The sequence below is a fragment of the Halomonas sp. IOP_14 genome, assembly GCF_021021315.1.
GTDB classification, from domain to species: domain Bacteria; phylum Pseudomonadota; class Gammaproteobacteria; order Pseudomonadales; family Halomonadaceae; genus Vreelandella; species Vreelandella titanicae.
On the sequence record NZ_JAINWD010000014.1, the window covers coordinates 103,139 to 127,801 of the forward strand.

Below are 24,663 nucleotides of genomic sequence, written 5' to 3' on the forward strand. Positions count from 1 at the left end.
CTTGCAAACGAGCCTTGAATAGCTCGTCTTGAATAGCCCGTACTGAATGGCACGTATTGGGTTACGCCAAACAGAAGCGCCACCCTGATTTTGGGGTGGCGCTTCTTCACGATCCAACACTGCCCAGCAATTCTCTGCTTTTTTCGCTACTCGACTACGCTGGTTTCAACTACCAAACCACCGGTCAAGGTTAAACGCAGTGATGAACCGCGAACCAGCTCTCCAACGCCTGATGGCGTGCCGGTCAAAATCACATCGCCCGGCTCTAGAGTGAAGTGACGGCTCATTTCGGCTACCAAGGTTGGTATGGCGAAGATCATATCGGAGCCTTCACCGTGCTGGCGCTCTTCACCATCAATCTCAAGCGTGAAAGCCAGCGCGTTCCAGTTGGGAACACGGCTTAGCGGCAGAAACGACGAAAGCGGGCAAGCGCCATCAAAAGCTTTGGCGATTTCCCAGGGATGCCCTTTCTCTTTTAGCTTCGTCTGTACATCACGCAGCGTTAAATCCATCGCCAACCCGATACCGACAATCGCACGCTCGGCTTCATCCAGGGTGGCGTGGGTTAACGTTTCACCCACTAACAGCGCAAGCTCGGCTTCATAATGCACATCACCGCGTGAAAACGGCGGATCCAACGGTTTGGTTAGATCCACAACGCTGGTCGATGGCTTTATGAACAGCAGCGGCTCAGTGGGAACTGGATTATCCAGCTCTTTCGCATGGTCGGCATAATTACGGCCGATGCAGACAACCTTGCCCAGCGGGTGGGGAAACTCCTGGCCATCGGTAAACTGTGGAACAAAACGCATGGCGGGTATTCTCCTTCTCATTATGCGTGCCGCTTTCGCAACGACAGGCGCAACAGTTTACCCCACCTATACGAAGGTTCCACACCCTTCGGCCATGAATTTGTTTCCCCACTACACGTTAGCGATATTGCTGAGCCTGTTGACCAGGGCTATGAGCCAGGAAATCAGGCCGTCGTTTGGCCGCCGCATAAGGCGCCCGGCAACGGTTATCCTGGCGGTTAAACACGAAGAACACGTTGCTACGCGGGTCAGGCGACAGGTTGGCGTTAGAAGCATGCAGCGTATTGCAATCGAACAGCAGCAAACCACCCGCCTTGCCTTTTGGCGCTTCAATACCGTGTTCAGCCACTAGCTCGGTAAGTGCTTCTGGGCTTGGCACGCCCACTTCCTGCGCTTTCAGCGAGCTTTTGTGGTTATCCTCCGGTGTTTCCCCCACGCAGGGTACAAACTTTTTGTGCGAACCGGGGACCAGCATCAACGGACCATTGAACTCATGGTTGTCAGTTAAGATCAGCGATGCGCTAACCGCGTGCATCGCAGGCATGCCATCTTCCGCGTGCCACGTCTCAAAGTCGGAGTGCCAGTTAAAGCCCTTACCGGCAAATCCAGGCTTATAGTTAATACGCGACTGATGCACATAAGGGTCGTCGCCTATGATTTGACGAGCAGCGCCCGCGACACGCTCATCGCTGGCCAGCTTTCCCAACCGCTCAGAGAGGAAGTGAACCGCAAATAGCGAGCGGATTTCCTGGCTCTCTGGCTCAGTGACGCTGAAGTCTTGATTGAGGTACTTATCGTTGCTCATCAACGCCTTCATTTCCTGACGCAGCTCCTCAAGCTCTGCGCCTTCAATGAGGTTGGGAATAAACAGAAACCCTTTACGTTCAAACTCATCAAGCTGCGCCTGGCTTAACGGGCCGGAAAGTTGACGGCCTTTGACAACCGCCTCTTGGCGCGGCAGCCAGGTTTTCTCAGGGGTGGTGGTTAAGCGCGACGGGTAGGCATCCTGTACCTGTTGGCACTGAACCTGAGTAGTGTGAACGTTAGGTGTATCGGCCATTTCGCTATATTGCTTATGGGCGGTTACAGCATTTAGTGGTGTGCTTTTGACTGTCATCTAATCCACTCCTTGTATGATTAGGTTTCAGATCGAACATATTGCACGTATAAAGATTAGCGTACATATAAATAAAACAGCACGATTCTAACATCGTGCTGGGAGTAGCCTATACCACTAAAATTTCCTCGCAAGGCATGATTTCTGGTTTGATAACGTAGGTTACGTGAAAAAAATTGAACAGTGGCTTTTTAGGCAATAAGTCACCTAAAAAGCTCACTCCAAGCCACAATGTTTGCGGTTAATGTTGCTCATCTTTTTATCTAACTGAATGGGGAATCATACTTTGAAAAGGCAGCTACCGATTTATGGATTTATCAGCGCGCTATTAATAACCGCTGGGTGTTCTTCAGCAACAATGGATACCCACGAGACAGCGCATCGCCCTAATGAACCGTTGATCAACACCTACTGGAAGCTGGTAACGCTTGATGGCGCACCGGTCGTCACCCATGAGAATTTCCGTGAAGCACATTTGGTTCTTCATCAAGAGGCTTCTCGCTTAGCCGGCGCTACCGGCTGTAACACCCTGATGGGCAGCTACCGTGTGGAAAACGAGCGCATAGAGTTTGGGCAAATCGCCAGCACTAAAATGGCCTGCCCACCGTCCCAAATGAAAACTGAGCAAGATTTTCTAGCCACACTCAAGCAGGTAACAGCATGGAGCGTGGATGGCGCAATGCTTGTACTGTCGAGCGATAACAGTGAATCATTGGCGGTCTTCGAGGCGGTGCATCTTTATTAATCACAAAGAGCTCATCTAAAGGACGCATTTTAAACTCACCAAGCCTAGAAGAATCAGGCCGGGGAGCGCGAAATCAAGAGGCGACCGCCGATCAGAAGAAAGACTAAACCAGAGATGCCTTGGATCGACTTCCATACCCATGGTTTCCTTAACCACTCAGCGACTCTATGCAATGTGACGACAACCATACCGTAGAAGAACAGAGCGATCAGGGCATGGCTGGCTCCCAACCCGAGCCCTCCCAGCCAGTAGTCCGTTCCACCGGCACTCAGGAACTGGGGAAAGGCCGCAACGTAGAAGATAGCGGGCTTGGGGTTGAGAATATTGGTGAGATAGCCCCGCACAAAGGCCTGTTTTTGGCTTATCCTCGGCAATGTTTGACAATCTTTCGCCTGCGACGCGATGGGCGTTTTCGTTAGTGCTGCTCGAAATGCCTTAACGCCAAGCCAAATAAGATATGCAGCGCCCACACATTTTATAATAGTGAATAACGTGACAGAGGCTGCGACGAGTGCCCCAACACCAATGAGCGCCAACGTGGCATGAGATATGATCGCTGCACAGAAGCCCAGGGTCATCAACACCCCCGTAACACGGCCTTGCGCCGGCGTCGCCTGAAGCAGCAGGAACAGGTTGGCTCCTGGGGAGACTACGATGAGCGTAACGATGGAGAGAAATGCCAAGTAATCATGAAGTGGAATCATCGAGATTCACCCTGAAATGATAAGCCCTGAATTCAACTAATAAGTGCAGCATCTGCGGTTTCTAGTGCTCTTTGCCGAGACGGCCTTGGCAACCTTTCTGTGCTCGGCGAATTCCGATCCAGAATCCAGGGTGATGGCGTGCGCTGCCCCTCGGCGTGGCATCAATAACCGCGCCTGCTGAGCTAACTGATATGTTGGGTCTGAGCCAGTTACCAGTATTCCATGCTCTGCTTCACTCTGGTAGGTAAGGCAGAAAGGGTACCAGCGCTGGCCCTACTGCCTCTACCTTGTGAACCAAAGTGCTGAGCTTATTCTATGAATCCAGGCCCGCTCGTCTTAAGTTTTATCGAAGATAATCGGGTTACTACTGCATCAATGCTCGCCGTATACCACTAGCCAATAGCGACCTGATAAGCATGGGCGACTTTAAGCACGGTCGCTTCATCCCAGCGTCTACCAACCAACTGCATACCTACGGGCAAGCCCTCCGAAAAGCCAACCGGGACGCTCATGGCTGGGTGACCACTGACATCAAACGGGGCCGTGTTGTGCAGGTTGCCAAGCGCACCGGCCAGTGTGCTATTGAGACTTTTATCAGCCGGCCTCTTTACCGCTTTCATGGCGGTGGTAGGCATGATTAACAAGTCATATTCCTGCAGAGCGTTGTCATAATCGCGCGCGAGACGCCTACCGATATTCTGGGCTTTACCATAGTAGTGGCGATTGTACTGCTCTGACATGTAGTGCCCGGCGAGCACCGTCATCTTCACCGTGTCGCTAAAGTCATGACCGCGAGCGCGGCGAGCCCGCCCATAAAAGTCCATAAGCTGCGTACTGTAATGGCCGCGCCAGTTTGTGCCGTAGCCATCGCCCCTAACCATCAGTTCGGTGGCCCCCTCAAAGGCGATCGCACTCCACAGTGCAAGCCCGTCGTTATGCATGGGCACCGACACCTCCGAAGCACGGGCGCCCACTTTTTCCAGCACGCTGATAGCCTCCCGTACAGCGGCATCCACATCGGGCTCACTGGCACCGGCAATACCAAACCCTTCACGTAGGATGCCAATGCGTATACCAGTAAGATCTTCACTTAGCGTTTCGGTGTATTTCGCCGTGCGTACGTCGTATTGGCGTGGATCTAAGCCATCCGAGCCCACCAGCACTTCCAGCATTCGGGCGCAATCTTCCGCGGTGCGCGCCATAGGGCCTACGTGGTCAAGAGTCAGCTCAATGGGAAAGATACCTGTGTAAGGCACAAGGCCATGCGTTCCTTTGATCCCGTAGCAACCGCTCCATGAGGCGGGTAGCCGAATGGAACCGCCCTGGTCGCCCCCTAGGGCCATATCGACTTCACCGTTGGTCACCACCACGGCGCTGCCGTTGGAGGATGCACCGGCCAGTCGATCATGATCGTGAGGATTGACCGGCTGGGGCTCGGGGTAGCCAGTACAGCCGCCACCGTCAAAGCAGAACGCAGGAACGGCCGTCTTGCCGATGATGTGCGCGCCAGCGTCGAGCAGCCGGGTGACAACGGTGGCGTCCTCGCGGGGCACAAAACCTTCCATGATCGGTGAGCCATTCATCATGGGAATGCCTGCCAGAGCGATATTGTCCTTTAGCGCGACCGTTCGACCCGCGAGCGGCCCCTCCTCGGCGCCAGGCACCGAACATTTCCAAGCCCAGCCATTAAGCGGATTGTCGTCACCTACGGGGCGATAGCCCAATTCCGCCCGTGGGTAATTGACAGGCAGCGATTCATCCGCCAGTTCGTCCAGGCGATCATAAATGGCCATTGAGCCAGCAACGGCGGACTGGAACTCACTCAGTTCATCAAAGGAAAGGTCAAAACCATAATAATCGGAAATGGCGGCCAACGTATCAATGCCAGGTCGTTTCACACTCATAGTCAACTACTCCTATACACAGACGATTGCCTGAAAAGGCATCTAGTGAGGGAAATACGCACTATCGCTCCAACAGTTTCGGATAGTGGTGTGGCAGGCGCATCACCACCAGGTCCTTGCGGCGCACAGCGCTGTTTGGGTAAGCCGATTCCAGATTCCTTGTGTCGATAGCAAGCTGCACGCAACCAGTGCCGCTGGTTAACAATGCCTCCTGGCGCGGAAAATGAAACGTATCCGGGCCGAATACACCGCTTAGCCCGGGTAATCCAGCCTCGGGCATATGCACGTTGGCGAATGCGAAATAGCAGTTATTCTCGCCACCGCGTACCCGATAATGGTGCCAATGGTGATCGTCCGGGCCAGTGGGAATAGGTGCCGGCTGACGAATGCCAGTACCGGGATGGGCACAGTGAAATGGCCCTGGCAAGGCAGCGGGACAAGCGATGACATCGCATCCCCGCAGGGCCAGGATGCGCCCCGCTTCGGGAAAATCGGCATCATGGCCAATTAATAACCCTAGCCGACCTAGCGGAAGGTCGCAGCATACCCAGCGCTCGCCAGGCGTCGCCCACTCTCGGTCAGCCTCGCTTAAGTGAATCTTGCGATAAACCGCCATAACGCCCTGCGCGCCCACCAGAGCGGCCGCATTGTAGAGATGGCCATCAGACTGTTCAGCGAAACCAACCACATAATACTGTTGACGCTCTTCAGCGAGTCGACGCAGCGAGTCAAAATCAGCGTGATGCTTTGAGATGGGATTGATAGCGCCAGCATCCAGCCCGGTAAGGGCTAACTCGGGCAAGACAACCAGCTCGGCATGCCCTGCTTGTTCGATCAGCGCAATACATTGGGCAAGGTTGTCGTCGATGTCGTTAGATGGGGCAAATTGCGCAACAGCGATGGTGCTTGCTTTGCCCCTGGGCAAAGGCTGATGGCCATAAAGCCTGAAAAAATCGAGCGGATTCCAGGCGTAGGTTTGATGCAGTAGCTCATGATAGAGCGCTGGTCGACGCTCGCTGGCCAACGGCCCCGTAACACGGTCAGTATCGATATCACCAAACACGATTCCATCCCCGTCATCTCGGCTAGCCTGGACATGACCATCCGGTTCAATCACGCAGCTACCCCCACTGAATTGAACGCCACGCTCGAGCCCCCAGCGGTTACTTTCTATAAGATAGCAGCCATTTTCCCTGGCACGGCTTATCCAGTAAGGCGCCGGTGTCCGCTCAGCCAGCCAATTACTCAGATGGCAAATGACATCGGCGCCTTGCAACGCCACCAGCCGCGCGGTTTCGAGAAAATGAATATCCATACAAATGAGCAGTGCAATACGGCCCAGCGGCGTCTCGAACACTTGATGGCCGCTATCGCCTGAAGCCGCCCATTTTGGCTCGGCGATATAGGGGTGACTTTTGCGGTGCTTGCCGATATAGCCGTCAGGGCCAATCAATACAGCGGTGTTGTAGTAAAGCCCGTTGGCCAGCTCTACTTCTGGTAGGCCAATAACAATATAGCAGTCAAGCTTCGCCGCCAGCGCGGCGAAGCTTTCGGTCGAAGGCCCAGGAACCGGTTCCACATAGGGAGCGACTTCTTCCCTGTCATACCAGCAGTAACCGGTAAGCCCCATCTCCGGGGTGATGATCAGCCGCGCACCAGACGCGACCGCCTCTTCCACCAAACGCTTCAAAGCATCAATATTGCGCTCTTTGGCAAACATTTCAGGCTCAAACTGCACTGCGGCGGCAAAATATTTCATATTGTCCTCCCCGCTCGCTAGCGTGCCTGGCCAACGATGGACTTGAGAATGGAAGCACCCAAGGTATACTTTGGATCCACCATATTGCCCAGCCGCACACGGCCTGCCTGGGTAAGCAGCATGTAAGCCTCGATTTCATCAAAATCGAACTCTGCCGCTAGCCAGCGAACCAGCTCTCGGTAGGCGATGCGCGTGGCATCTTCCATGGGGCGCGCGGAACCAATGGTCATATAAAACTGTTCGTTTTCCAGGCGCGGCCACTTGAACGTCCAATCTTTGATCAAGTCGACCTGTACAGTGGTCACGGTAGGATGCTCAATCGCCACGCCGCACAACTCACCATCACCCTGCGCCGCATGACAGTCGCCTAGATAAAGATAGGCGCCTTTGGTATGCACCGGCAGATAGATCACCGCGCCAGGCGCCACATCAGGCAAGTCCATATTGCCGCCGTAATAATCAGGCACCAGCGAGCTAATCGATTCAATCTCTGGCGACACCCCAATGGTGCCAATAAAAGGCTGATACGGAAGGGTAATTTTGTCAGTCCACTTCACGCCGGTTTCCGCATCAACGTCCACCTTCTTTACCCGTTCCGGTAGCGGTGTGTTGAGTAGCGCGGTATCACCGGTCGCCACCAAGCCACCAAATTCGGTAATCAGCGCCGTCGTGCCACAAGGCTGCGGGCCACGAGGTTTCATGTCACGGATATACACCGCCAGGCAATCACCCTTCTCCGCCCCCTCTACGTAAATCGGCCCGTTCTGCGGATTGAGATAAGGTAAATTAAGTAGCTCGCTTGGCTTATCGCTTTCCGAGCGCAGTTTTCCCTCGAAAGCATCATGGGTTTCCGCACTGACTACATCGCCAGGTTGGATATGCAGCACAGGCTTGGGGTTAGGTCCAAGCGTATAGTGGTATTGACCTTGAGCCACCTCAGTGAGTTGGTGGGTAGTACCCGGCTTACCCTTGGCGACGGCGCGACGGGCCATGATGGACTGATCAAACCAGTTCATTGTTCGACTCCTTTTTGAGTACTGTTTAAGTACGTTCAATCATCGCTCCGGCAACTACGGGCTGGAGCGTGCATCGTTGTTAAATGGCAAAACGTTTTCCGTGACCCCTTACGTGTCACGCCCTCAAACCGCCAGAATGCGCCGCATGGCGTCACGGTCACGAAGTTGTTCCGTCGCGAGCTCATGGGTAATCTGCCCCTTGTCCATGACGTAGCAGCGCTGCGCCATGGTCATGATCATGTCCAGGTTCTGTTCAACGAGAAGAACGGTCACGCCCAGCTCGCGATTGAGCTTGAGGATGTTGCGCGAGATGTCCTTGACGATGTTCGGCTGGATACCTTCCGAAGGTTCATCGAGCAGCATCAGCTTCGGCTTGCCTACCATGGCCCGGCCGATAGCAAGCTGTTGCTGCTGTCCGCCGCTGAAAGTGCCGGCCCGCTGATTGGCCCGCTCGCGCAAGATAGGGAAGAACTCGTAGACCCGCTCATAGTCGACACCCTCGCCGGGCTGTTGGAGCATCTCGCCGACCTTGAGGTTTTCCCAGACGGTCATGCGCGAGAAGACCTCGCGCCCTTGCGGGATATAACCAATGCCCAAGCGCGCACGTTGGTGCGATTCGAGCGCGCCGATATCCTGGCCATCGAAGCGGATAACGCCCTGTCGATGCTTAAGAAGACCGATCAGCGTCTTCATTAACGTTGTCTTGCCAACGCCATTTCGGCCGATGACGGCAACCACCTCGCCGCGGCCCACACTCAAGCTGACCTCTTGCAGAACGGCGGTGGTACCGTAGCCAGACGTAACGCCTTCCACGCTCAACAGATGTGTATTATTCGTCGTCATCGGCTGTCCCCAGGTAAATGCGTGCGACCTCTTCGTTAGCCTCGATGTCGTTGATCGTGCCTTCCGCAAAGATCTCACCGAAGTTCAGTACGGTGACCTTATGGGCAATCTGGCGTACGAACTCCATGTCGTGTTCAACCGCCAAAATGGACATACCCTGGCGATTGAGCGCCTGGATCATCTCGCCGGTGCGCGCCGTTTCTTCCGGCGTCATGCCAGCCGTTGGCTCATCGAGCAGTAGCAAACGCGGCTCCGTGCTCACCGCCATGCCGATCTCAAGCCACTGTTGCTCGCCGTGGGAGAGTTCTCCGGCAAGCTCTTCGGCCTTGTCGGTAAGCCTTACGAAGGCGAGTGCCTTGTCGATCGCCGCCGTCATCGAATCGCCATGCAGATGGTTCTGAACCGCGATCTGCATGTTTTGCCAAACGGACAGCTCAGCGAAGATACCCGGCACCTGGAACTTGACAGCGATTCCCTGTTTCACGCGCTCAAAGGAACGCAGCTTGGTGATTTCCTTATCTGAGAAGTAGATCTTGCCAGCGCTGGGTTGATGCTCACCGAGCACAAGCTTGAAAAACGTGCTCTTCCCCGCGCCATTCGGGCCAATCAAGCAGCGGATTTCACCGGACGCCATTGAGAAGTTCACGTCCTGCGCCACTTTTACGCCGTCGAAATGCTTATATAAGTTCTCGGTTCGCAATATGGTCACGACATGCCCTCCTTACGCTTGCGGAGACGGCTTACAAGCCTGACCAGCCCCGGGATCAACCCTTCCGGCAAATAGACCACGATGACGACCAGCAGCAAGCCCATGATGACGAAGGCGTAGTAGCTGCCGTAGATCGTGAGATTCTGGAAAATGCCCAGCACCACCAAGGTGCCCACTAGCGTCGCGGTGAGGTCTTTACGCCCGCCCACCGCCACCCAGATAATGGGTAATGCGGCGGCCGCCAAATCCATGTTGGACGGGCTGATGTACTGCCCCCAGGCGGTATACAGCACACCAGACAGACCCGCTAAACCACTGCCAATCACAAAGGCAATTAACTGGTAGCGGCGAATGTCGTAACCGAGCATTTCAGCGCGGTGCGGGTTCTCACGAATCGCCACCAGCACATTGCCGAACCTCGAATTAACCAGCACCCGTAAGCCCAGATAGCAAAGCACCAGCATGGCGAGAAGCAGGTAATAAAGCGGCACGCCCGAGTACAGCGCTATATCGCCTCCCGCCCAGGGGATGGTCAGCGGCGGCATACCGGTCATGCCATTGTCACCACCCATCCGGGCATCGCCGATCGCCCACTGTGAGCCCGCCGTCTGCGCCATGAAAGTTGCAAAAACCAGCGTGGTCGACAGCGTGACAATCCCCAGGAAGACGCCGCTGATGCGTCCGTAAAAAAGCATGTAACCCAGCAGAGCCGCCCCCAGACACGACATCCCAACGCCGAGCAGCACTCCGACGATGGTCATACCGTAAGCCGCGCCAAAGTTGATCGTGACGACACCGTACGTATACCCGGCAAGCCCGAAGAAAGCGGTCTGGCCAAAGCTGAGCGCGCCCGTGTATCCCCAGATCAGCGATAGCCCAAGAGCCATAAACACCCAGCAAAAAAAGTAGGCCGTATTACCGACACTCCAGCCATCTGCAAAGGCGGGGTAAACGGCGGCCGCGCCAATCGCCAAGGCAAAGCCAACCCAAAACAGCGATCCGCGACCCAGTGTTTGCGGACCGTTAACGAGCCGCATCCAGTTTGGCACGCGAGACGCTGACCGCGCCGTCAGCGGGTCTTCTCGTTGCAACATAGCCATTTATGAACGCCCCTTGAGTAACCAGCCAGACAGGCCTTGCGGGAGAATGCGGATAACCACCATGACGGTTATTAACAGCCCCACCTGGCCCATGAGCTGCCCCTGCCACCCGGTCAGGAACGCCTTGATAACCGCGAGCGTGGCCGCGGCTGGCGCCGTACCCAGGAACACATCCGCCCCGCCCACAACCACCGTCACGAAGCTCTCGACCAGGAAGTTGGCGCCCAGCGTCGGGACGATGGAGATCGTGGGGGCATAAAGCGCGCCGGCCAAACCGGCCAGTGCAGCCCCGAGACCAAAGGTGAGGGAGTACATACGCCCGGTGTCGATCCCCGCGGCTTTAGCCATGTGCGGTGCTTGAATCGTTGCCCGCGAATGGATACCGAACGTCGTATGGTGAAACAGCACATACAAGCCAATAAGCAGTAGCACGGCGACCCCAAGCAGCACCATTCGATAGGTCGAGTAGGTGTAATCGCCCACCGAAAAGCTACCCAGCGGCGTGCTGATACCCGACATGCTGGAGCCAAACACGATCAGTGTGCCTTGAGTGAGAACCAGGCTGATCCCCCAGGTGGCCACAATGGAGTCCAATGGCCGGTGATAGAGGCGATGAATAATCGTGCGTTCAAGCACAATGCCAAGAATCCCGGCGGCAAGGCTGCCGCATAACATAGCGATGGGCAGTGGAACCCCCATGCGCGCCGTTGCCACCGTTACGTAGGCGCCGCACATGATAAATTCACCGTGAGCCAGGTTGATGATACCCATCATCCCGAAGATCACCGCAAGCCCCATGGCAGATAGCACCAGGAAGGCAAACGCATCCCCAAACTGATAAAACGCTGTAAACGCGAAATGTATATATTCCATATCCAGGCTCCTGGGCAGGAAACGCCAGCGAGGTTTCCCGCTTAATGCAAACTCACAGGTCAGGCAGGGTGAATTTCATCACCCTGCCGGGACGATGCGTGATATTTACTCGTTGGGAGGGCTAGAAGGGGTGTACTGGGCACTTGGGTCGTTCTGGGTCAGATCGCAACCATTTTCACCCAGCCAGTACGGCTCGATATTTTCCCAAGTTTCGGGGAAAGATATCTCGTGGTTCTCATCCACTTTCGCCAGAAAGATATTGTGAGACATATGCTGGCTCTTAGGGTCGAGACACACGGTGCCAGAAGGGCCATCGAAGCAGACATCGCCCTCGGCGATCACTTCGCGAAGGTCTTCTTTGTCGGTCGAACCGCCGGCACGCTCGACCATCTGCTTATAAAGGTACATAGCAATGTAAGAGTTCGCGGCTTCCTGATTCACATAGGGCGTATCAGGGAAGCGCTCATAGAACTTCTCAACAAACGCGTTAGCCTCAGGGGTATCCACTTCTTCGATAAAGTTCGTGGTAACAAACATGTTTGCAAGGCTTGGGGGCGCGAAGCGCTTATGCTCGTAGCCCTGTCCGACATTTACTGACGATGCCATGGGCAGCCCCAGATTTGCCGATGCCGCTTGCTCGTAGTAAGACGCCTGGTTGGAACCGACAAGTAGGGTTACTACAAAGTCTGGATCCTCACCCTGAATATCTTGAATTGTCTGTGAAAATTGTGAAACACTCAGTGGAATGAACGCCTCGCCTACAATTTTCCCGCCTTCCTCTTCCACAATCTGTCTAACCCACTCCGCCGAGATCTGGCCAAAGTTATAGTCCGCGGCGATCGTATAGACCTTAGGGCCATACTCTTCCATCATCCAGGGAATCAGCGTCGAGAACTGCTGCTCCGGAACAGCGCCAGTGACAATCATGTTGGCGTCACATACGCCGCCTTCATACTGATTGTTATAAAACGCCAACCCATCAAACTGGTTAACAATCGGTCGATATGCTTCCCTTGATGAAGAAGCAAACCCCGCAAAGACGGTATCCACTTGATCACGCTGGAGAACCCGCCGCATTAACTCTTGATAACGACGATCATCAGACTGAGTGTCGTAAACGACGAGTTCCACCTCGCGACCCGCGATACCGCCTGCGCCATTGATTTCCTCAGCCGCTAATTCAATGGCACTCACCTTCGCCTGAGTGACTGCCGCAAAGTTGCCGGACTGATCCTCTAACACACCGATCCGGATAGGATCATCTGCCGAAGCGCTGGCCACAAAAGCGCCAGCCATCAGAGTTGATAAGGTTATCGTTCTCTGAATTGTTGAGTATTTCATTTGTATACTCCCAGTTTAGTTTTTACTGTTTCCTGCAACGCTTTAACGCCTTCCTGCGGCAATACAGCTTCCTACATCGCCTCTACATGAAATGAGAAACGACGCTCTGCTCTTAAACGCAATGACGGCTAAAATCGTGTGGTTAGGTGTTAGAGTTCAATGATGTGCCCCACTTTTGCCTCGCTTGTTGTCTCGCTTATTGTTAGTTAGGCCACTACAAGTAGCGATTGAACCGGGCTTCCCCGAGACCATCGGTGACATCGAAATCTCCCTTCAGCGCTGCCATAGCAATCTCGCCGGAGACGATCATCGCCGAGAGGTCTTCCAGTGATAGACGTCGGTTCATGCTCGCCGAGCGCAACAGGGCAAAAGCGTCATTGACGGAAACGCCCATATCCTCAATGAGCTTGATCGCCGCCGTACAAACGACTCGGCGTGCACGCACCTGCTGTTCCAGACGTTGAAGTCTCTGCTCAGTCTCGTAGCGCTCATTAAACTTTTGGTTAGCGAGAATTAGGCTCGCGAGAATACCGGCCTTACGTAACGGCTTGGTGAGATAGCCGCAAACTCGGCGCTCGATGAACCAATTGACCGAGCTCGGCGCATCCGAACCGATCAGGGCAATCGCCGGCCCCTGGACACTGTCGATCATGCGAGTGATGCTGCCGAACTGGCGTCCCAATTCATCATCGAAGAACACCAAGTCAAACGGCCTATCAGCCCCCACTTCATCGTGGATTTCATAAACGACCGGGGTAACTCCCAGTTCTACAAGGAACTGGCTCAGCACCGCCCGATCCTTTTCGGCGGCACACACAACCAATGCACGGTGGCCCCTGAAGTTACGTCGTGTGGTAACAGTCATCGCACGATCCTCAAGCCAATATTGTTTTGAGCAATGGGCGTTTCCGTCTGAGCAGAGCTTCCACCACATGCTTCAGCCCAAACGAGATAAGGATCCGGGCGAACGGGGGCGTTTGCTTCTGAAATCACCTTGAACGTCGCGTCTTCACGGGATATTCCTAGCCGGACGGTCAAGTAGCTGTGATTGCTCTCAGGATCGACATGAACCATGCCCTGCGGGGCTTGGAACGACGTTTTATGCAAGGCTTTTTTCACCCGTTCGATATCAACTGAATCGGCGCCAGCCAGCGCCAGGGCAAGAAGATGAACGGTGTTATAAGAAGCCTCTGCATCTGCACTCGGTAAAGCATTGTGGCCATATCGCTTGCGGTAACTTTTAACGAACTGCTTGTTAACATCCGTCTCAATGGTCGAGAAGTAGACACTCGATGCAAGATGCCCACTACATGCCTGCGAACCGATCTGGGCGAGTTCCGGCTCACAAAGTGTGCAGCTACCAATGACCGTTTCTTGTAGTGCCGCATTCTCAGCGCGAGCTTTTGCAAACGCCCGGTAGAACGCGTAGCTAGACTCACCGATCAGCATGTTCATGATGAAGGCGGGGCGCTTTTCGTGGATTTCTTCGATGATGCGTGCCACATCCAAATCACCTACCTGCAAGTACCGCTCGGCGATCATCTCTCCACCGTGTGCTTTGGTAAGTTCCCTAATGATGCGGCCGTTTTCCCAGGCCCATACATAGTTAGAGCCTACGAAGTAAACATCTCGTGTGATATGGGCAAGCACATAGTCCATCAGCGGCAGAACATGTTGGTTCTGAACGGCGCCGGTATAGATAACGTTATTGTTGGTCTCAAAACCTTCGTAGTGCGACGGATACCACAGCAAGCCATCGTATTTTTCGAAAATCGGGATGACTTCTTTTCGACTGGAAGACGTATAGCAACCAATCACGTGCTTTACGCCCTCATGGCGTAGCAAGCTGCGCACGTGGGTGCCGTAGGCAGCGGTATCACCGGCCGGTTCGCATTCGATGGGCACAAGCTCAAAGGAGAAACGTTTGTCCTGGTTGACCTCTTCCAGCGCCAGCATCGCCCCATCGCGCATTGAGCGGCCAACGGTGGCGTAAGGGCCTTGGGTAGAGAAGAGAATGCCAACCGGAATACGACGGTTCATTGACTAACCTTCCTGTTCGCGGACATAAAAAAAGGGCTCACAACGCTACCTGACGGTAACGATGGGAGCCCTATTGCTCTGTGCCTTTTCGGTGTATGCCGACGCACAATATGTCAATTACTAAACTTAGTATTGTGACCCCTAATCGACTTTGTCAACTCATTGACGCTATTCTTAAGTCGAAGGCCATTACCACTAAACAACTATAAACAAACTAAAGCAACAAACGTGCCAATTAAACAACATGCCACAATAGCGGCTTTTGAACACCTTTAATGTAGGTGCTTCGCCTCTTTTTGATACACACATAAGAATTTATGCTGCACGAAGGTGCACTCAGGCTTCCCATGCTTGTATAGCCGTGAAAACCAGACAGTCGAGGATGAAGGATTTTATAGAATCTGCTGAAGGCCGCCAACAAATCAGGTCATTTCGACTACTCAGATACGATTTGCCAATCTGATAAGAACAGGCAGAAGTGGTCTTGAAAGAAACAGTACGCAGATGCAGAATTTGGGGAATAAAACAAAAAAGGCCACCTTTGAAGGTAGCCTTTTTGAGTCTCTAACATGTTGCTTTTAACCACTTTTCAGTGGTGCCGACACCAGGAGTCGAACCCGGGACCTACTGATTACAAGTCAGTTGCTCTACCAACTGAGCTATGTCGGCGCTTCACGTTTTCTTGAGAACTTGATTGCTTCGCTGTTAGGCTCTGCAATCAACAAGAAATCTTGTTGGCAATGGCTGGGGTACCAGGATTCGAACCTGGGAATGCCGCTACCAAAAAGCGGTGCCTTACCACTTGGCGATACCCCAGCAGTGTGGTGGCCAGAGACGGAATCGAACCGCCGACACGGGGATTTTCAATCCCCTGCTCTACCAACTGAGCTATCTGGCCGCTGCCAACGGTGCGTATTAAACTAAAAACGCCGCTTTCCGTCAACACCTTTGTGAAACTTTCTTGCGATACCGATGCTTAGAAGTCTTTTTTCCTACGCCATCTCTGGCTCGGCCTTCGATACACCCATACCTAGAGCCACTGATTACAAGTCAGTTGCTCGATCAATCCCCCTTGTACTCAGAACGAACAACCGCTCTCTTCATGCCCTGCTATTCATGCCTGCTGCTCATACCTGCTTAGGCGGCACATAACCTTCGGCTTGGTCGGTTTCCTGGTTGTCCAGGAAGCGCTGCATCTGCTCCATTAGATACGCACGGGATTCGGGGTCGAGCATGTTGAGGTGCTTTTCATTGATCAGGCGGGTTTGCAACGCCTGCCAGGCTTCCCAAGCGGGCTTGGAAACGGTGGCCTGAATCTCCTGCCCCTGCTTACCCGGCAAAGGTGGGAATGGCAGTGCTTCCAACTCTTTTTGGTACTTGCGGCAAAAAACGGTATTGCTCATAACGTGCTCCTGGTTCTGCGACTTCATTCAATGATCTCATCCAATCAGCTAGCAAACGCTTAAGCGTGCCCTGGTGTCGGATTGAGGCTAAAGGGCGTTAGCTGGCTGAGCAGCGCTTTAACGGGAGCAGCAAGGCCCAGTTCAGGCGGACGGTTAACGTCGTACCATACGCCGCTTTCACGAACACCGCCCAGCCTATCGCAGCTCACCGGCTGCGGGGTAATCTCTAAGCGAAAATGACTGAAGGTGTGGTAAAAGCTAGGCGGCGTAGTTCCCCGCTTAGGGTTAACGGCGTTGTCTTCAAGCCAGTCATTGAGCTCGCTGTACTTCTCAAACTGCGGCAAACTCCATAACCCGCCCCACAGACCGCTGGGAGGGCGTTTCTCAAGCCATATCCGGCCTTCCGGGTCACGCAGCATCAGCATGATCGTTTGTCGTGTGGGCAGCGCCTTTTTGGGTTTGGATTCCGGGTAGCACTTTGGTTCGCCTTGGGCGTAGGCCAAACAGACATCGTTAAATGGGCAGCTCAGGCAGTCCGGTTTGCTGCGTTTACATAGCGTGGCGCCAAAATCCATCATCGCCTGGGTGTAATCCGCTAGGCGCTCTGTTGGGGTGTAGTACTCCGCCAGCGACCACAGCTTTCTCTCCACATTGGGCTTGCCCGGCCAGCCGGGCAGCGCATGCAAACGAGTGAGCGAGCGCTTTACATTGCCATCTAAAATAGCCGCACGCTGCCCCGTGCTTTGCGCAATGATAGCGCCAGCGGTGGAGCGGCCAATACCAGGCAAAGCGACTAATGCGTCGAGACTCTCCATCGGCAGTTCGCCATTGTGCTCCGCTAACGCAACCTGGGCAGCTTTATGCAAGTTGCGCGCACGGGCATAGTAACCAAGGCCCGTCCAGAGGTGCAGCACTTCATCCTGCGGGGCCTTGGCGAGACTTTCCAGGGTAGGAAAGCGCGCCATAAAACGCTCAAAATAGCCGATAACGGTGGCAACCTGGGTTTGCTGCAGCATGATTTCCGACACCCACACGCGGTAGGCGCTACGCGGCGACTGCCACGGCAAGTCGTGACGGCCGTAGCGGTCAAACCAATCCAGTAGGCGCTGTTGGAATTCGCTTGCCGCTAGCCGCGGCGTGGGCATATCTGCCATGCACGCTCCTTAAACAGAAATGGGTATATGAAACAGCAATGGGCATACACCAGTGCCAATATAAAAAAGCGCCGGCGTTTAGGCCGGCGCAGCACTTACTGTTTCGATAAATGCGTCACTTTACATCCTGCGTCGATGCTCAGTTAAACAGACTGCGTAGGCCATCGCGAAGCTCTTGAGCAGCGCCTTCGCCAAGGCGTTCATCTAGCTCATCTAAAGAGTCGCCTAGACGCTCCTCCAGCTCTTCATTAACACGATCCCCCGTTTCGTTGCGCAGTAGGTCGACCACAGCGGTCTGGAACATCTCACGGTCGAACCGGCACCACTCGGTGCGTTCATCGCCAAGATTACCTTCACAGCGTACGGGCAGCGGCAGTTGTTCCAGGCGCGGGTTAACTTCACAGGCCGCGTCAGCGGTGTCGACCAAACGAGCATTAGCACGGGTATCAAAGTTCAAGCTGGCGAGATCCAGTTCACCTTCTCCACGCACATCGATGCCGGGCAGGGTAATCAGCAGGTCGTCACTCTCCACTAAGCCGTTACTGATTTGGAAGGTAGCATCAAAACGCTCAAAGCGCGTATCGGTGTGCCAATCCCGCAAAGTGCCCTGCCCCTCTAACTGGGCAACCAGTTCACACATCTGCTTGGAAATGTTGGTATTTAAAATGGCGCCTTCGTTTAGACGAGCATTAAGCGCGCCATTGAGGTTGCCGATAAGCGCTTCACGGGTATTGCCCTGACTGGTGACATCCCCGGTTAAATTAAAGCGACCGCGCAGTGGTGATGCTTCCTCTTTTTCACTGATCGCTTCAATCAACGGCGCCACCTGAACGTTGTTAATAGTCGGCGATAGCGCCCACTCAAGGATGGAATCCGTAGCATCAACCTGGCCGGTCGCGCGGAGTTCACCCTCGTAGAAGCCTGACTCAAACGCCGTTAGCCGATGAACGCCGTCGTCGCCACGCAGTTGCAAGCGTGGATTGTTGAAGGTCAGGCCCGCAAAAATAAGCGTATCGACACTCAGGTCGCCCTCTAGCGCCAACCCGCTGAGTAATGATTGCGGCACTAGTGTGTTGTTTTCCTGAGCAAAAGCTTTACGCAGTAAACCGCGACTCGCCTGTTTGGCGGTGGCCTCACCGGGTAGATAGCGATCAAGGTCTAGTTGGTCACCGGCTAAATCAAACGCCAGGCGTGAGCCATTCAGCGCCGCCGTCAGCTCGCCGGTAAAGGTGCTGTCGTCGACGACCAACGAGAGGCTAGGCAAAGAGAATTGCTCGGCATCACCTTCGATAGGACTGGTCATGGCTACATCGCTGAGCGCAGCCTCGCCCGCGGTGGTTAGGGTAACGCCAGCACGGGCAAGCCAGGGGCGTAGCGTAAAGGGGGCAGCGGTTAGCTGACCACGATAACGGGGAGCATCGCGCAACTGCTCAATATTAAGGTGGCCGCTCACCCTTAAGCCATCCGGCCCGGTAAGCTGCAAGTCTTTCAACTGCGCCGTTTGTGCCTGCCAGTCGCCCTCCAGGCCAAAGGCGAGCGCCAACGCCAAGCTGCCCTGCCAGTTATCCGCATTACGCAGGCCCGTTTCGAGCAGCCCCTCTTTAATGGTGAGCTGCTGCTCGCCCATACGGGCAACCAGTTCGGCGGCCTTCAAGCTTAGCTGCTGTGGCTCGCTCTCTGCCCCCTTGGTGGTTCGAGTGGTCAGTGCCATATTTTCCAGGGCGAAAAGCTTATCTGCCAACCCAAGCCGCACGCGTGTTTCAAGATTGATATCGCTGGTCAGATCAGGGGCACGCTCCAATACCTCGGCATCGAGCCGGTTATGCTTGGTCAGTGTGAACATAGCCTTCAGCGGAAAGGCGCGCAGCGGGTTAACGTTACTACCCGAGATATTCAGTTGCTGCATACGCCACAGTGCTTGGGTTTGCGCATCGCGGAAGCGAATGTCGGCGTTTTTCACTTCAACGCTGGCAATACTCAACACCACGGCCAAGCTACCGGCGTCCGCATTGGGGCCAGCACTGGCGGGCGCTAGCACCGTTTCAGCCGCGCTTTCATTGTGCTCAGAAAGGCGCTCTAACAAGGGCTCCCAGTTACCCTCACCCTGTTCATCGCGCTCTAAGTTAAGGCGCATACCGTCCAGGGTTAGGCCGTCGACGGCAATTTCCCCTCGCAATAGCGGGCCGAATGCCACGCTCACCTCGGCGCGGTCAATAGCCGCAAAGGCAGCACTCTCTTCAGCCTGCTCGGGCAACCAGGCGCGGGCTTTCTCTACACTGACGCCGATACGCGGGTAGAATGACCAGGTAATCGGGCCTTCCAACGCCAAGTTGAGTCCCGTTTGCTCCTCCACGACAGCAGTTAAACGGGGCTTGAAGTCTTCTGGATCCAGAAAGGTGGTCACGTAGACCACGGCGGCGACCGCAACGATGGCGAGAATGCCGACTGCTGCCAGCAAGATACGTAATAGCTGTTTCATTACCCTTTCCCTTGTGGGTCTAACTCAACAAAATCACTGGTGGCGGGCATACCCGCTGCCGGCGTTTCTGGGTTGGCCATTGGCCGGTAACCTAGCTTGGAGAGCAGCACGCGGTCGGCCAGTGGTAAAGTGGACGTTTCAATGCGCAGGACACGGCCTTCCTGCTTGGCTTGCTCGCCAAGCAGCGCCATCAAGCGCGAACCGACGCCACGGCGACGGGTGGTTTTGCGCACGCAGAGCTCAGATAGCCACCACGCCCGGTCTGCGCCCTCCTGAACGGCGACGGCCCCCAGCAGCCGATCGTTGAAGAGAGCACAGGCAAAAAAGTGCTGGCCTGCAAAATGTTGCTCAATAAATGGCTCAACCGTTGGGGTGGGCATACGCTCTTGGGGCGCATCCTGATAGATGCGCATAAGATCAAGGCGCACCTGCTCATCGGCTTCCCAACGGGCCTGGTCGACATGGTGCAGTGTCACCGGCATGGTGAAATCCTCTTCGCCAAAGCAGCCTGGCTGCTATTTCTGCCGCAATTGATTGCGGCTACATTTCGCGCATTGTAGCGGATGAGGGCGCCGATTCACTATAATGGTCGCTTCGCCACAGGCCGATCAAATCAGTGGTAAGTTGATGATCGCCACCAGCCATCCCTCAGAGTGCGCTTCAGCGCAGGAGATGCAACATGTCAGCGCGTATTGCCACGGTTAGCCGTGACACCAACGAAACGCAGATCAAGGTCAGCGTCAATCTCGATGGCGAAGGCCGTCTTAGCTGCCAAACCGGCGTTCCGTTCCTGGATCATATGCTTGATCAAGTTGCTCGCCACGGGATGATCGATCTCGACATCAATGCCACTGGCGACCTGCATATTGACGACCACCATACCGTAGAAGACCTGGGTATTACGCTAGGCCAAGCTTTTTTTGAAGCAATTGGCGATAAACGCGGCATTTACCGTTATGGTCACGCCTATGTTCCTCTTGATGAAGCACTCTCCCGGGTAGTGATCGACTTTTCCGGTCGACCTGATCTGTTTATGAATGTTGAATTCACCCGCGACACTATCGGTAGCCTGGACACTCAGTTGTTCTGGGAGTTTTTCCAAGGCTTTGTCAATCACGCCCGCGTGACGCTGCATATCGACAACATCAAAGGCTTTAATGCTCACCATCAGGCGGAAACGATCTTCAAGGCCTTTGGCAGAGCACTCCGCATGGCCGTGATGGAAGACCCGCGCATGGCAGGCCAAATGCCCTCCACCAAAGGGAGCTTATGATGCTGCGCTGTAGCCTGCGCGATGCCACGGGCTTTGCCGTTAGCCCTATTTTGTCCACTTCTCCAAGGAGCGCTTCATGACCATTGCTGTAATCGACTATGGAATGGGCAATCTTCATTCTGTAGCCAAAGCGCTGGAGCATGTGACCCATGAGAATGTCGTCATTACCCGCGACCCGCGCCGTATCCTCGGCGCAACGCGTTTAGTGCTACCGGGCCAAGGGGCCATTCGCGACTGCGTTGGCGAACTTGAGCGCACCGAGTTACGCGGGTTGGTGGAGGATATCTTAACCCGCCAGGCCAAACCGCTGCTGGGTATCTGCGTGGGCCAGCAGATGCTACTGGAGCGCAGCGAAGAGAATGGCGGCGTAGAGTGCCTGGGGTTCTTTAAAGGCAGTGTAGATCGTTTCCCTGGCGATATGCGCGACGCCCACGAGCAGCGCTTGAAAGTACCGCACATGGGCTGGAACGTGGTAGAGCAGCACCATGAACACCCTCTCTGGGCAGGTATTGATAATCACGAACACTTCTACTTCGTGCATAGCTACTACGTTAATGCCGATGAAGATGCACAAGTATTTGGTACGACCCAATACGGCAAGGTAACCGCCCACGTGGCCATTGGCCGTGACGCGACCTTCGCGGTGCAGTTTCACCCCGAAAAAAGCTCCCGCGCGGGCCTTCGCCTGCTTGAAAACTTTGTCACCTGGACGCCCTGAGAGGATTTTGTATGTTGGTAATTCCCGCTATTGATCTCAAAGACGGCCAGTGTGTCCGATTGAAGCAGGGCCGCATGGAAGACGCGACGTCTTACGGCGATGACCCGGTGGCCATGGCGGCGCGCTGGGTAGAAGCAGGCGCCCGTCGCCTGCACCTGGTAGATTTGAACGGCGCCTTTGAAGGCAAACCGGTGAACGGTGACGCCGTGACGGCTATCGCCCGCGCTTACCCGGATCTGCCGATTCAAATTGGTGGCGGCATTCGCAGTGCGGAAACCATCGAGCACTACTTAAGCGCCGGTGTCTCTTATGTGATTATCGGCACCAAGGCAGTTAAAGAACCCGCTTTTGTGGGCGAGATGTGCCGCGCTTTTCCCGGCCATGTGATCGTTGGACTTGATGCCAAAGATGGCTATGTCGCCACCGACGGCTGGGCAGAGGTCTCCACGGTAAAAGCCACTGAGCTTGCCAAGCGTTTCGCCAACGACGGCGTCTCCAGCATTGTCTACACCGACATTGCCCGCGACGGCATGATGCAAGGCGTCAATGTGGAAGCCACCGCGGCGCTTGCCCGCGAAGGCGGTTTGCCGGTGATCGCCTCCGGTGGAGTGACCAACCTGGACGATATCAAAGCACTCTGCGAGGTTGCTGATAGCGGTATCCTGGGCGCTATTACCGGTCGGGCAATTTACGAAGGCAGCCTGGATGTTGCCGAAGCTCAGCGGCTGAGCGACCAACTGACGGGAGGCAGTTCATGAGCCTTACCAAACGCATTATCCCCTGCCTGGACGTAGACGCCGGGCGCGTGGTCAAAGGCGTTAATTTTGTCGGTATTCGCGATGCCGGTGATCCGGTGGAGATTGCCCAGCGCTATAACCAGCAGGGCGCCGATGAAATCACCTTTCTCGACATTACCGCTAGCCACGAAGACCGCGACACGACGGTGGAGATGGTTGAACGCATTGCTGGCGAAGTGTTTATTCCGCTAACCGTCGGCGGCGGCATTCGCAGCTGTGACGACATTCGCACTATGCTGAACGCCGGAGCGGACAAAGTATCGATCAACACCGCAGCGGTCACTAACCCTGAGTTTGTTCGCGAAGCCGCCGAGCGTTTTGGTAGCCAGTGCATTGTGGTGGCGATTGACGCTAAACGGGTCTCTAAAGAGGGAGAAACGCCCCGTTGGGAGATTTTCACTCACGGCGGCCGCCGCCCAACAGGCCTTGACGCCGTTGAATGGGCGAAGAAGATGGTTGAGTTCGGGGCGGGCGAACTACTGCTCACCAGCATGGATCGCGACGGCACCAAGATTGGCTTTGACCTGGGCGTGACCCACGCGATTTCCGAAGCGGTGAGCGTTCCGGTGATAGCCTCAGGGGGTGTGGGCAACCTGGATCACCTGGTGGATGGCGTACTCAAAGGTGGTGCCGATGCAGTGCTGGCCGCCAGTATTTTCCATTTTGGCGAATACACCATCCCTGAAGCTAAGCGCTATATGGCCGAACGCGGTATCGAAATGCGGCTTTAAAATGCCCTCTATCAACCAGGAGCTTCGAATGTTTCGTTTACACCCATGGATGGGATGGCTCGCAGGCCTGCTATTAAGCACGCCTGCTACTGCCTTCACGCTACCTGATTGGCCACCGTCGCTGGAGTGGGATCACACCCTGGTGCAAACCAGCCTTTATACCCGCCACTTCAGCCCCGACCCGGAACACACTAACCAACAAGACCTGGTTAGCATTGAACTGCATAATCCGAATCACTGGTTAGCGGGCGGGGCTTGGTTCAAAAACTCCTTCGATCAGCCCTCTTGGTACTTCTATGCGGGGCGGGAGTTCCCTCTTTGGCAAACCGATCAGGGGATAAACGTGCGCGCCAAACTCACTGGCGGACTCCTGCGCGGCTATAAAGGCGAGTATCGCGACAAAATTCCGCTCAATCACTTGGAAATCGCCCCGGCCGCACTCCCCAGTATCGGTGTGCAATGGGGCCGGTTTGAATCAGACCTGATCATTTTCGGCACCGCAGGCATGATGATAACCGCAGGGATGCGCTTTTAGTCGCTACTCCTCAACGTCGTCTAGCGATAAACCCAGATTGCTGATGCCACCATTGCGACCTAATTCACGCACCTCTTTCAGCGACGCCTTATCCAGCGGTTCGCTGACGGCTTCCAATACGGCATCCTGAAAATCGTTTTCGTCGTCCATCAACGGATGGTCGCGAATAATCAGCGCTAGCTTCTGCGCGTCAACCTCGCCTTCAGTAAGCTCTATAAAGGCGCGTACGCCCGCTCGGGATGTGCGGCTAACATCCAGCACGGCCTCTGGGGAGTCGCCTTGCAGGGTGTCCAGCAGCGCTGAGACCGACACTACTGCATCCAGGGCGCGCCGGGCACCAAAGCTGTCATCCTCTTCGGGCGGCTCACACTCGGCTAGCTTTTCCGCTTGGCGGGCAAAGTCGATACTGGCATTGGGCACATTAAGCCGCTCCCAGACCAAGCTCAGCACGGTGCCTAGCGTATGGCTATCGCCGTGGCCGGTGGTTTGCTGATAAAGCATATAGTTAGGCAGCAAACGTTCACACAACGCCGCCATGAAGGCTTGCTGGGCAGGTAGTGGGAGTCCTTGTAACCGTTTGTAAAAGCCCTGGGGTTTCGACACCATACTG

24 protein-coding genes, 3 tRNA genes and 1 pseudogene are annotated in these 24,663 nt (G+C 55.0%); 6 read left to right on the forward strand and 22 right to left on the reverse strand.

What is annotated here, in order from left to right; genetic code table 11:
• Positions 1-146: 146 nt before the first annotated feature.
• Together K7H09_RS12455 and thpD are read right to left on the reverse strand one after the other, a co-directional pair.
• Positions 147-812 (reverse strand): fumarylacetoacetate hydrolase family protein, encoded by a 666-nt coding sequence (locus K7H09_RS12455; RefSeq protein ID WP_022522053.1) that lies wholly within the window; start codon positions 810-812, stop codon positions 147-149.
• 118 nt (positions 813-930) lie between these two features.
• A complete protein-coding gene (gene thpD / locus K7H09_RS12460; RefSeq protein ID WP_041159522.1) occupies positions 931-1,929 on the reverse strand; it encodes an ectoine hydroxylase in 999 nt (332 codons plus the stop codon).
• A 358-nt stretch (positions 1,930-2,287) separates the two neighbouring features.
• Between thpD and K7H09_RS12465 the strand changes: the two genes are divergently transcribed.
• Entirely contained in the window at positions 2,288-2,674 is a 387-nt protein-coding gene (locus K7H09_RS12465; RefSeq protein ID WP_052475754.1) for an META domain-containing protein, read from the forward strand.
• 53 nt (positions 2,675-2,727) lie between these two features.
• Here K7H09_RS12465 and K7H09_RS12470 read toward each other — a convergent pair whose 3' ends face one another.
• The 19 genes and pseudogenes from K7H09_RS12470 to K7H09_RS12555 all read right to left on the reverse strand — a co-directional run bounded on the left by K7H09_RS12470 (position 2,728) and on the right by K7H09_RS12555 (position 20,481).
• On the reverse strand, positions 2,728-3,378 hold the full coding sequence (locus K7H09_RS12470; RefSeq protein ID WP_041159523.1) for a LysE family translocator: 651 nt from the start codon (positions 3,376-3,378) through the stop codon (positions 2,728-2,730).
• Positions 3,379-3,444: 66 nt separating this feature from the next.
• Positions 3,445-3,567 (reverse strand): annotated as a pseudogene (locus tag K7H09_RS24615) (IS30 family transposase); the annotation flags it as partial.
• Positions 3,568-3,770: 203 nt separating this feature from the next.
• Positions 3,771-5,282, reverse strand: a complete 1,512-nt coding sequence (locus K7H09_RS12475) for an amidase (protein WP_041159524.1) — start codon at positions 5,280-5,282, stop codon at positions 3,771-3,773.
• A gap of 61 nt (positions 5,283-5,343) precedes the next feature.
• Positions 5,344-7,041, reverse strand: a complete 1,698-nt coding sequence (locus tag K7H09_RS12480) for a nitrilase-related carbon-nitrogen hydrolase (protein ID WP_041159525.1) — start codon at positions 7,039-7,041, stop codon at positions 5,344-5,346.
• 17 nt (positions 7,042-7,058) lie between these two features.
• Positions 7,059-8,057: an acetamidase/formamidase family protein gene (locus K7H09_RS12485; protein ID WP_022522048.1), complete on the reverse strand. Its 999-nt coding sequence runs from the start codon at positions 8,055-8,057 to the stop codon at positions 7,059-7,061.
• A gap of 123 nt (positions 8,058-8,180) precedes the next feature.
• The gene (urtE, locus tag K7H09_RS12490) at positions 8,181-8,900 is read right to left on the reverse strand and encodes an urea ABC transporter ATP-binding subunit UrtE (protein ID WP_041159526.1); all 720 of its coding nucleotides are present in this window, start codon (positions 8,898-8,900) and stop codon (positions 8,181-8,183) included.
• Positions 8,887-9,609: an ABC transporter ATP-binding protein gene (locus K7H09_RS12495; RefSeq protein ID WP_022522046.1), complete on the reverse strand. Its 723-nt coding sequence runs from the start codon at positions 9,607-9,609 to the stop codon at positions 8,887-8,889. The genes urtE and K7H09_RS12495 overlap by 14 nt, the downstream gene beginning before the upstream one ends.
• Positions 9,606-10,709 (reverse strand): ABC transporter permease subunit, encoded by a 1,104-nt coding sequence (locus tag K7H09_RS12500; protein WP_022522045.1) that lies wholly within the window; start codon positions 10,707-10,709, stop codon positions 9,606-9,608. Before K7H09_RS12500 ends, K7H09_RS12495 begins: the two co-directional genes overlap by 4 nt.
• Positions 10,710-11,582 carry an ABC transporter permease subunit gene (locus tag K7H09_RS12505; protein ID WP_041159527.1) on the reverse strand — a complete coding sequence of 291 codons (873 nt, stop codon included), beginning with the start codon at positions 11,580-11,582 and terminating at the stop codon, positions 10,710-10,712.
• Between the two features lie 105 nt (positions 11,583-11,687).
• On the reverse strand, positions 11,688-12,863 hold the full coding sequence (locus tag K7H09_RS12510) for an urea ABC transporter substrate-binding protein (RefSeq protein WP_200890280.1): 1,176 nt from the start codon (positions 12,861-12,863) through the stop codon (positions 11,688-11,690).
• 274 nt (positions 12,864-13,137) lie between these two features.
• On the reverse strand, positions 13,138-13,788 hold the full coding sequence (locus K7H09_RS12515; protein WP_022522042.1) for an ANTAR domain-containing response regulator: 651 nt from the start codon (positions 13,786-13,788) through the stop codon (positions 13,138-13,140).
• Positions 13,785-14,963, reverse strand: coding sequence for a transporter substrate-binding domain-containing protein (locus K7H09_RS12520; RefSeq protein ID WP_041159528.1), 1,179 nt, complete (start codon positions 14,961-14,963; stop codon positions 13,785-13,787). The genes K7H09_RS12515 and K7H09_RS12520 overlap by 4 nt, the downstream gene beginning before the upstream one ends.
• A gap of 593 nt (positions 14,964-15,556) precedes the next feature.
• Positions 15,557-15,632, reverse strand: a tRNA-Thr gene (locus tag K7H09_RS12525).
• Between the two features lie 72 nt (positions 15,633-15,704).
• Positions 15,705-15,779, reverse strand: a tRNA-Gln gene (locus K7H09_RS12530).
• 6 nt (positions 15,780-15,785) lie between these two features.
• Positions 15,786-15,861, reverse strand: a tRNA-Phe gene (locus K7H09_RS12535).
• 229 nt (positions 15,862-16,090) lie between these two features.
• A complete protein-coding gene (locus tag K7H09_RS12540) occupies positions 16,091-16,366 on the reverse strand; it encodes an oxidative damage protection protein (RefSeq protein WP_027958863.1) in 276 nt (91 codons plus the stop codon).
• A 59-nt stretch (positions 16,367-16,425) separates the two neighbouring features.
• Positions 16,426-17,520 carry an A/G-specific adenine glycosylase gene (gene mutY, locus K7H09_RS12545; RefSeq protein WP_041159529.1) on the reverse strand — a complete coding sequence of 365 codons (1,095 nt, stop codon included), beginning with the start codon at positions 17,518-17,520 and terminating at the stop codon, positions 16,426-16,428.
• 139 nt (positions 17,521-17,659) lie between these two features.
• Positions 17,660-19,999, reverse strand: coding sequence for an AsmA family protein (locus K7H09_RS12550; protein ID WP_041159530.1), 2,340 nt, complete (start codon positions 19,997-19,999; stop codon positions 17,660-17,662).
• Positions 19,999-20,481 carry a GNAT family N-acetyltransferase gene (locus tag K7H09_RS12555; protein WP_009288590.1) on the reverse strand — a complete coding sequence of 161 codons (483 nt, stop codon included), beginning with the start codon at positions 20,479-20,481 and terminating at the stop codon, positions 19,999-20,001. Before K7H09_RS12555 ends, K7H09_RS12550 begins: the two co-directional genes overlap by 1 nt.
• A 197-nt stretch (positions 20,482-20,678) precedes the next feature.
• Here K7H09_RS12555 and hisB point away from each other — a divergent pair, with 197 nt between their 5' ends.
• The 5 genes from hisB to K7H09_RS12580 all read left to right on the forward strand — a co-directional run bounded on the left by hisB (position 20,679) and on the right by K7H09_RS12580 (position 24,053).
• Complete coding sequence (hisB, locus tag K7H09_RS12560) at positions 20,679-21,272, forward strand: imidazoleglycerol-phosphate dehydratase HisB (RefSeq protein ID WP_041159531.1); 594 nt, start codon at positions 20,679-20,681, stop codon at positions 21,270-21,272.
• Between the two features lie 76 nt (positions 21,273-21,348).
• Positions 21,349-21,990: an imidazole glycerol phosphate synthase subunit HisH gene (hisH, locus tag K7H09_RS12565; RefSeq protein ID WP_022522036.1), complete on the forward strand. Its 642-nt coding sequence runs from the start codon at positions 21,349-21,351 to the stop codon at positions 21,988-21,990.
• A gap of 11 nt (positions 21,991-22,001) precedes the next feature.
• Complete coding sequence (hisA, locus tag K7H09_RS12570) at positions 22,002-22,748, forward strand: 1-(5-phosphoribosyl)-5-[(5-phosphoribosylamino)methylideneamino]imidazole-4-carboxamide isomerase (RefSeq protein ID WP_022522035.1); 747 nt, start codon at positions 22,002-22,004, stop codon at positions 22,746-22,748.
• A complete protein-coding gene (gene hisF, locus K7H09_RS12575; RefSeq protein WP_008957631.1) occupies positions 22,745-23,518 on the forward strand; it encodes an imidazole glycerol phosphate synthase subunit HisF in 774 nt (257 codons plus the stop codon). Before hisA ends, hisF begins: the two co-directional genes overlap by 4 nt.
• A gap of 28 nt (positions 23,519-23,546) precedes the next feature.
• Positions 23,547-24,053 (forward strand): hypothetical protein, encoded by a 507-nt coding sequence (locus K7H09_RS12580; RefSeq protein ID WP_041159532.1) that lies wholly within the window; start codon positions 23,547-23,549, stop codon positions 24,051-24,053.
• 3 nt (positions 24,054-24,056) lie between these two features.
• Here K7H09_RS12580 and K7H09_RS12585 read toward each other — a convergent pair whose 3' ends face one another.
• Positions 24,057-24,659 (reverse strand): YjaG family protein, encoded by a 603-nt coding sequence (locus tag K7H09_RS12585; protein ID WP_041159533.1) that lies wholly within the window; start codon positions 24,657-24,659, stop codon positions 24,057-24,059.
• Between the last annotated feature and the right edge of the window lie 4 nt (positions 24,660-24,663).

Bases quoted from the DNA above. Each gene is read 5' to 3' on its own strand.
- K7H09_RS12455 (WP_022522053.1), bottom strand. From the start codon at position 812: ATGCGTTTTGTTCCACAGTTTACCGATGGCCAGGAGTTTCCCCACCCG.
- thpD (WP_041159522.1), bottom strand. From the start codon at position 1,929: ATGACAGTCAAAAGCACACCACTAAATGCTGTAACCGCCCATAAGCAA.
- K7H09_RS12465 (WP_052475754.1), top strand. From the start codon at position 2,288: ATGGATACCCACGAGACAGCGCATCGCCCTAATGAACCGTTGATCAAC.
- K7H09_RS12470 (WP_041159523.1), bottom strand. From the start codon at position 3,378: ATGATTCCACTTCATGATTACTTGGCATTTCTCTCCATCGTTACGCTC.
- K7H09_RS12475 (WP_041159524.1), bottom strand. From the start codon at position 5,282: ATGAGTGTGAAACGACCTGGCATTGATACGTTGGCCGCCATTTCCGAT.
- K7H09_RS12480 (WP_041159525.1), bottom strand. From the start codon at position 7,041: ATGAAATATTTTGCCGCCGCAGTGCAGTTTGAGCCTGAAATGTTTGCC.
- K7H09_RS12485 (WP_022522048.1), bottom strand. From the start codon at position 8,057: ATGAACTGGTTTGATCAGTCCATCATGGCCCGTCGCGCCGTCGCCAAG.
- urtE (WP_041159526.1), bottom strand. From the start codon at position 8,900: ATGACGACGAATAATACACATCTGTTGAGCGTGGAAGGCGTTACGTCT.
- K7H09_RS12500 (WP_022522045.1), bottom strand. From the start codon at position 10,709: ATGGCTATGTTGCAACGAGAAGACCCGCTGACGGCGCGGTCAGCGTCT.
- K7H09_RS12505 (WP_041159527.1), bottom strand. From the start codon at position 11,582: ATGGAATATATACATTTCGCGTTTACAGCGTTTTATCAGTTTGGGGAT.
- K7H09_RS12515 (WP_022522042.1), bottom strand. From the start codon at position 13,788: ATGACTGTTACCACACGACGTAACTTCAGGGGCCACCGTGCATTGGTT.
- K7H09_RS12520 (WP_041159528.1), bottom strand. From the start codon at position 14,963: ATGAACCGTCGTATTCCGGTTGGCATTCTCTTCTCTACCCAAGGCCCT.
- K7H09_RS12540 (WP_027958863.1), bottom strand. From the start codon at position 16,366: ATGAGCAATACCGTTTTTTGCCGCAAGTACCAAAAAGAGTTGGAAGCA.
- mutY (WP_041159529.1), bottom strand. From the start codon at position 17,520: ATGGCAGATATGCCCACGCCGCGGCTAGCGGCAAGCGAATTCCAACAG.
- K7H09_RS12550 (WP_041159530.1), bottom strand. From the start codon at position 19,999: ATGAAACAGCTATTACGTATCTTGCTGGCAGCAGTCGGCATTCTCGCC.
- K7H09_RS12555 (WP_009288590.1), bottom strand. From the start codon at position 20,481: ATGCCGGTGACACTGCACCATGTCGACCAGGCCCGTTGGGAAGCCGAT.
- hisB (WP_041159531.1), top strand. From the start codon at position 20,679: ATGTCAGCGCGTATTGCCACGGTTAGCCGTGACACCAACGAAACGCAG.
- hisH (WP_022522036.1), top strand. From the start codon at position 21,349: ATGACCATTGCTGTAATCGACTATGGAATGGGCAATCTTCATTCTGTA.
- hisA (WP_022522035.1), top strand. From the start codon at position 22,002: ATGTTGGTAATTCCCGCTATTGATCTCAAAGACGGCCAGTGTGTCCGA.
- hisF (WP_008957631.1), top strand. From the start codon at position 22,745: ATGAGCCTTACCAAACGCATTATCCCCTGCCTGGACGTAGACGCCGGG.
- K7H09_RS12580 (WP_041159532.1), top strand. From the start codon at position 23,547: ATGTTTCGTTTACACCCATGGATGGGATGGCTCGCAGGCCTGCTATTA.
- K7H09_RS12585 (WP_041159533.1), bottom strand. From the start codon at position 24,659: ATGGTGTCGAAACCCCAGGGCTTTTACAAACGGTTACAAGGACTCCCA.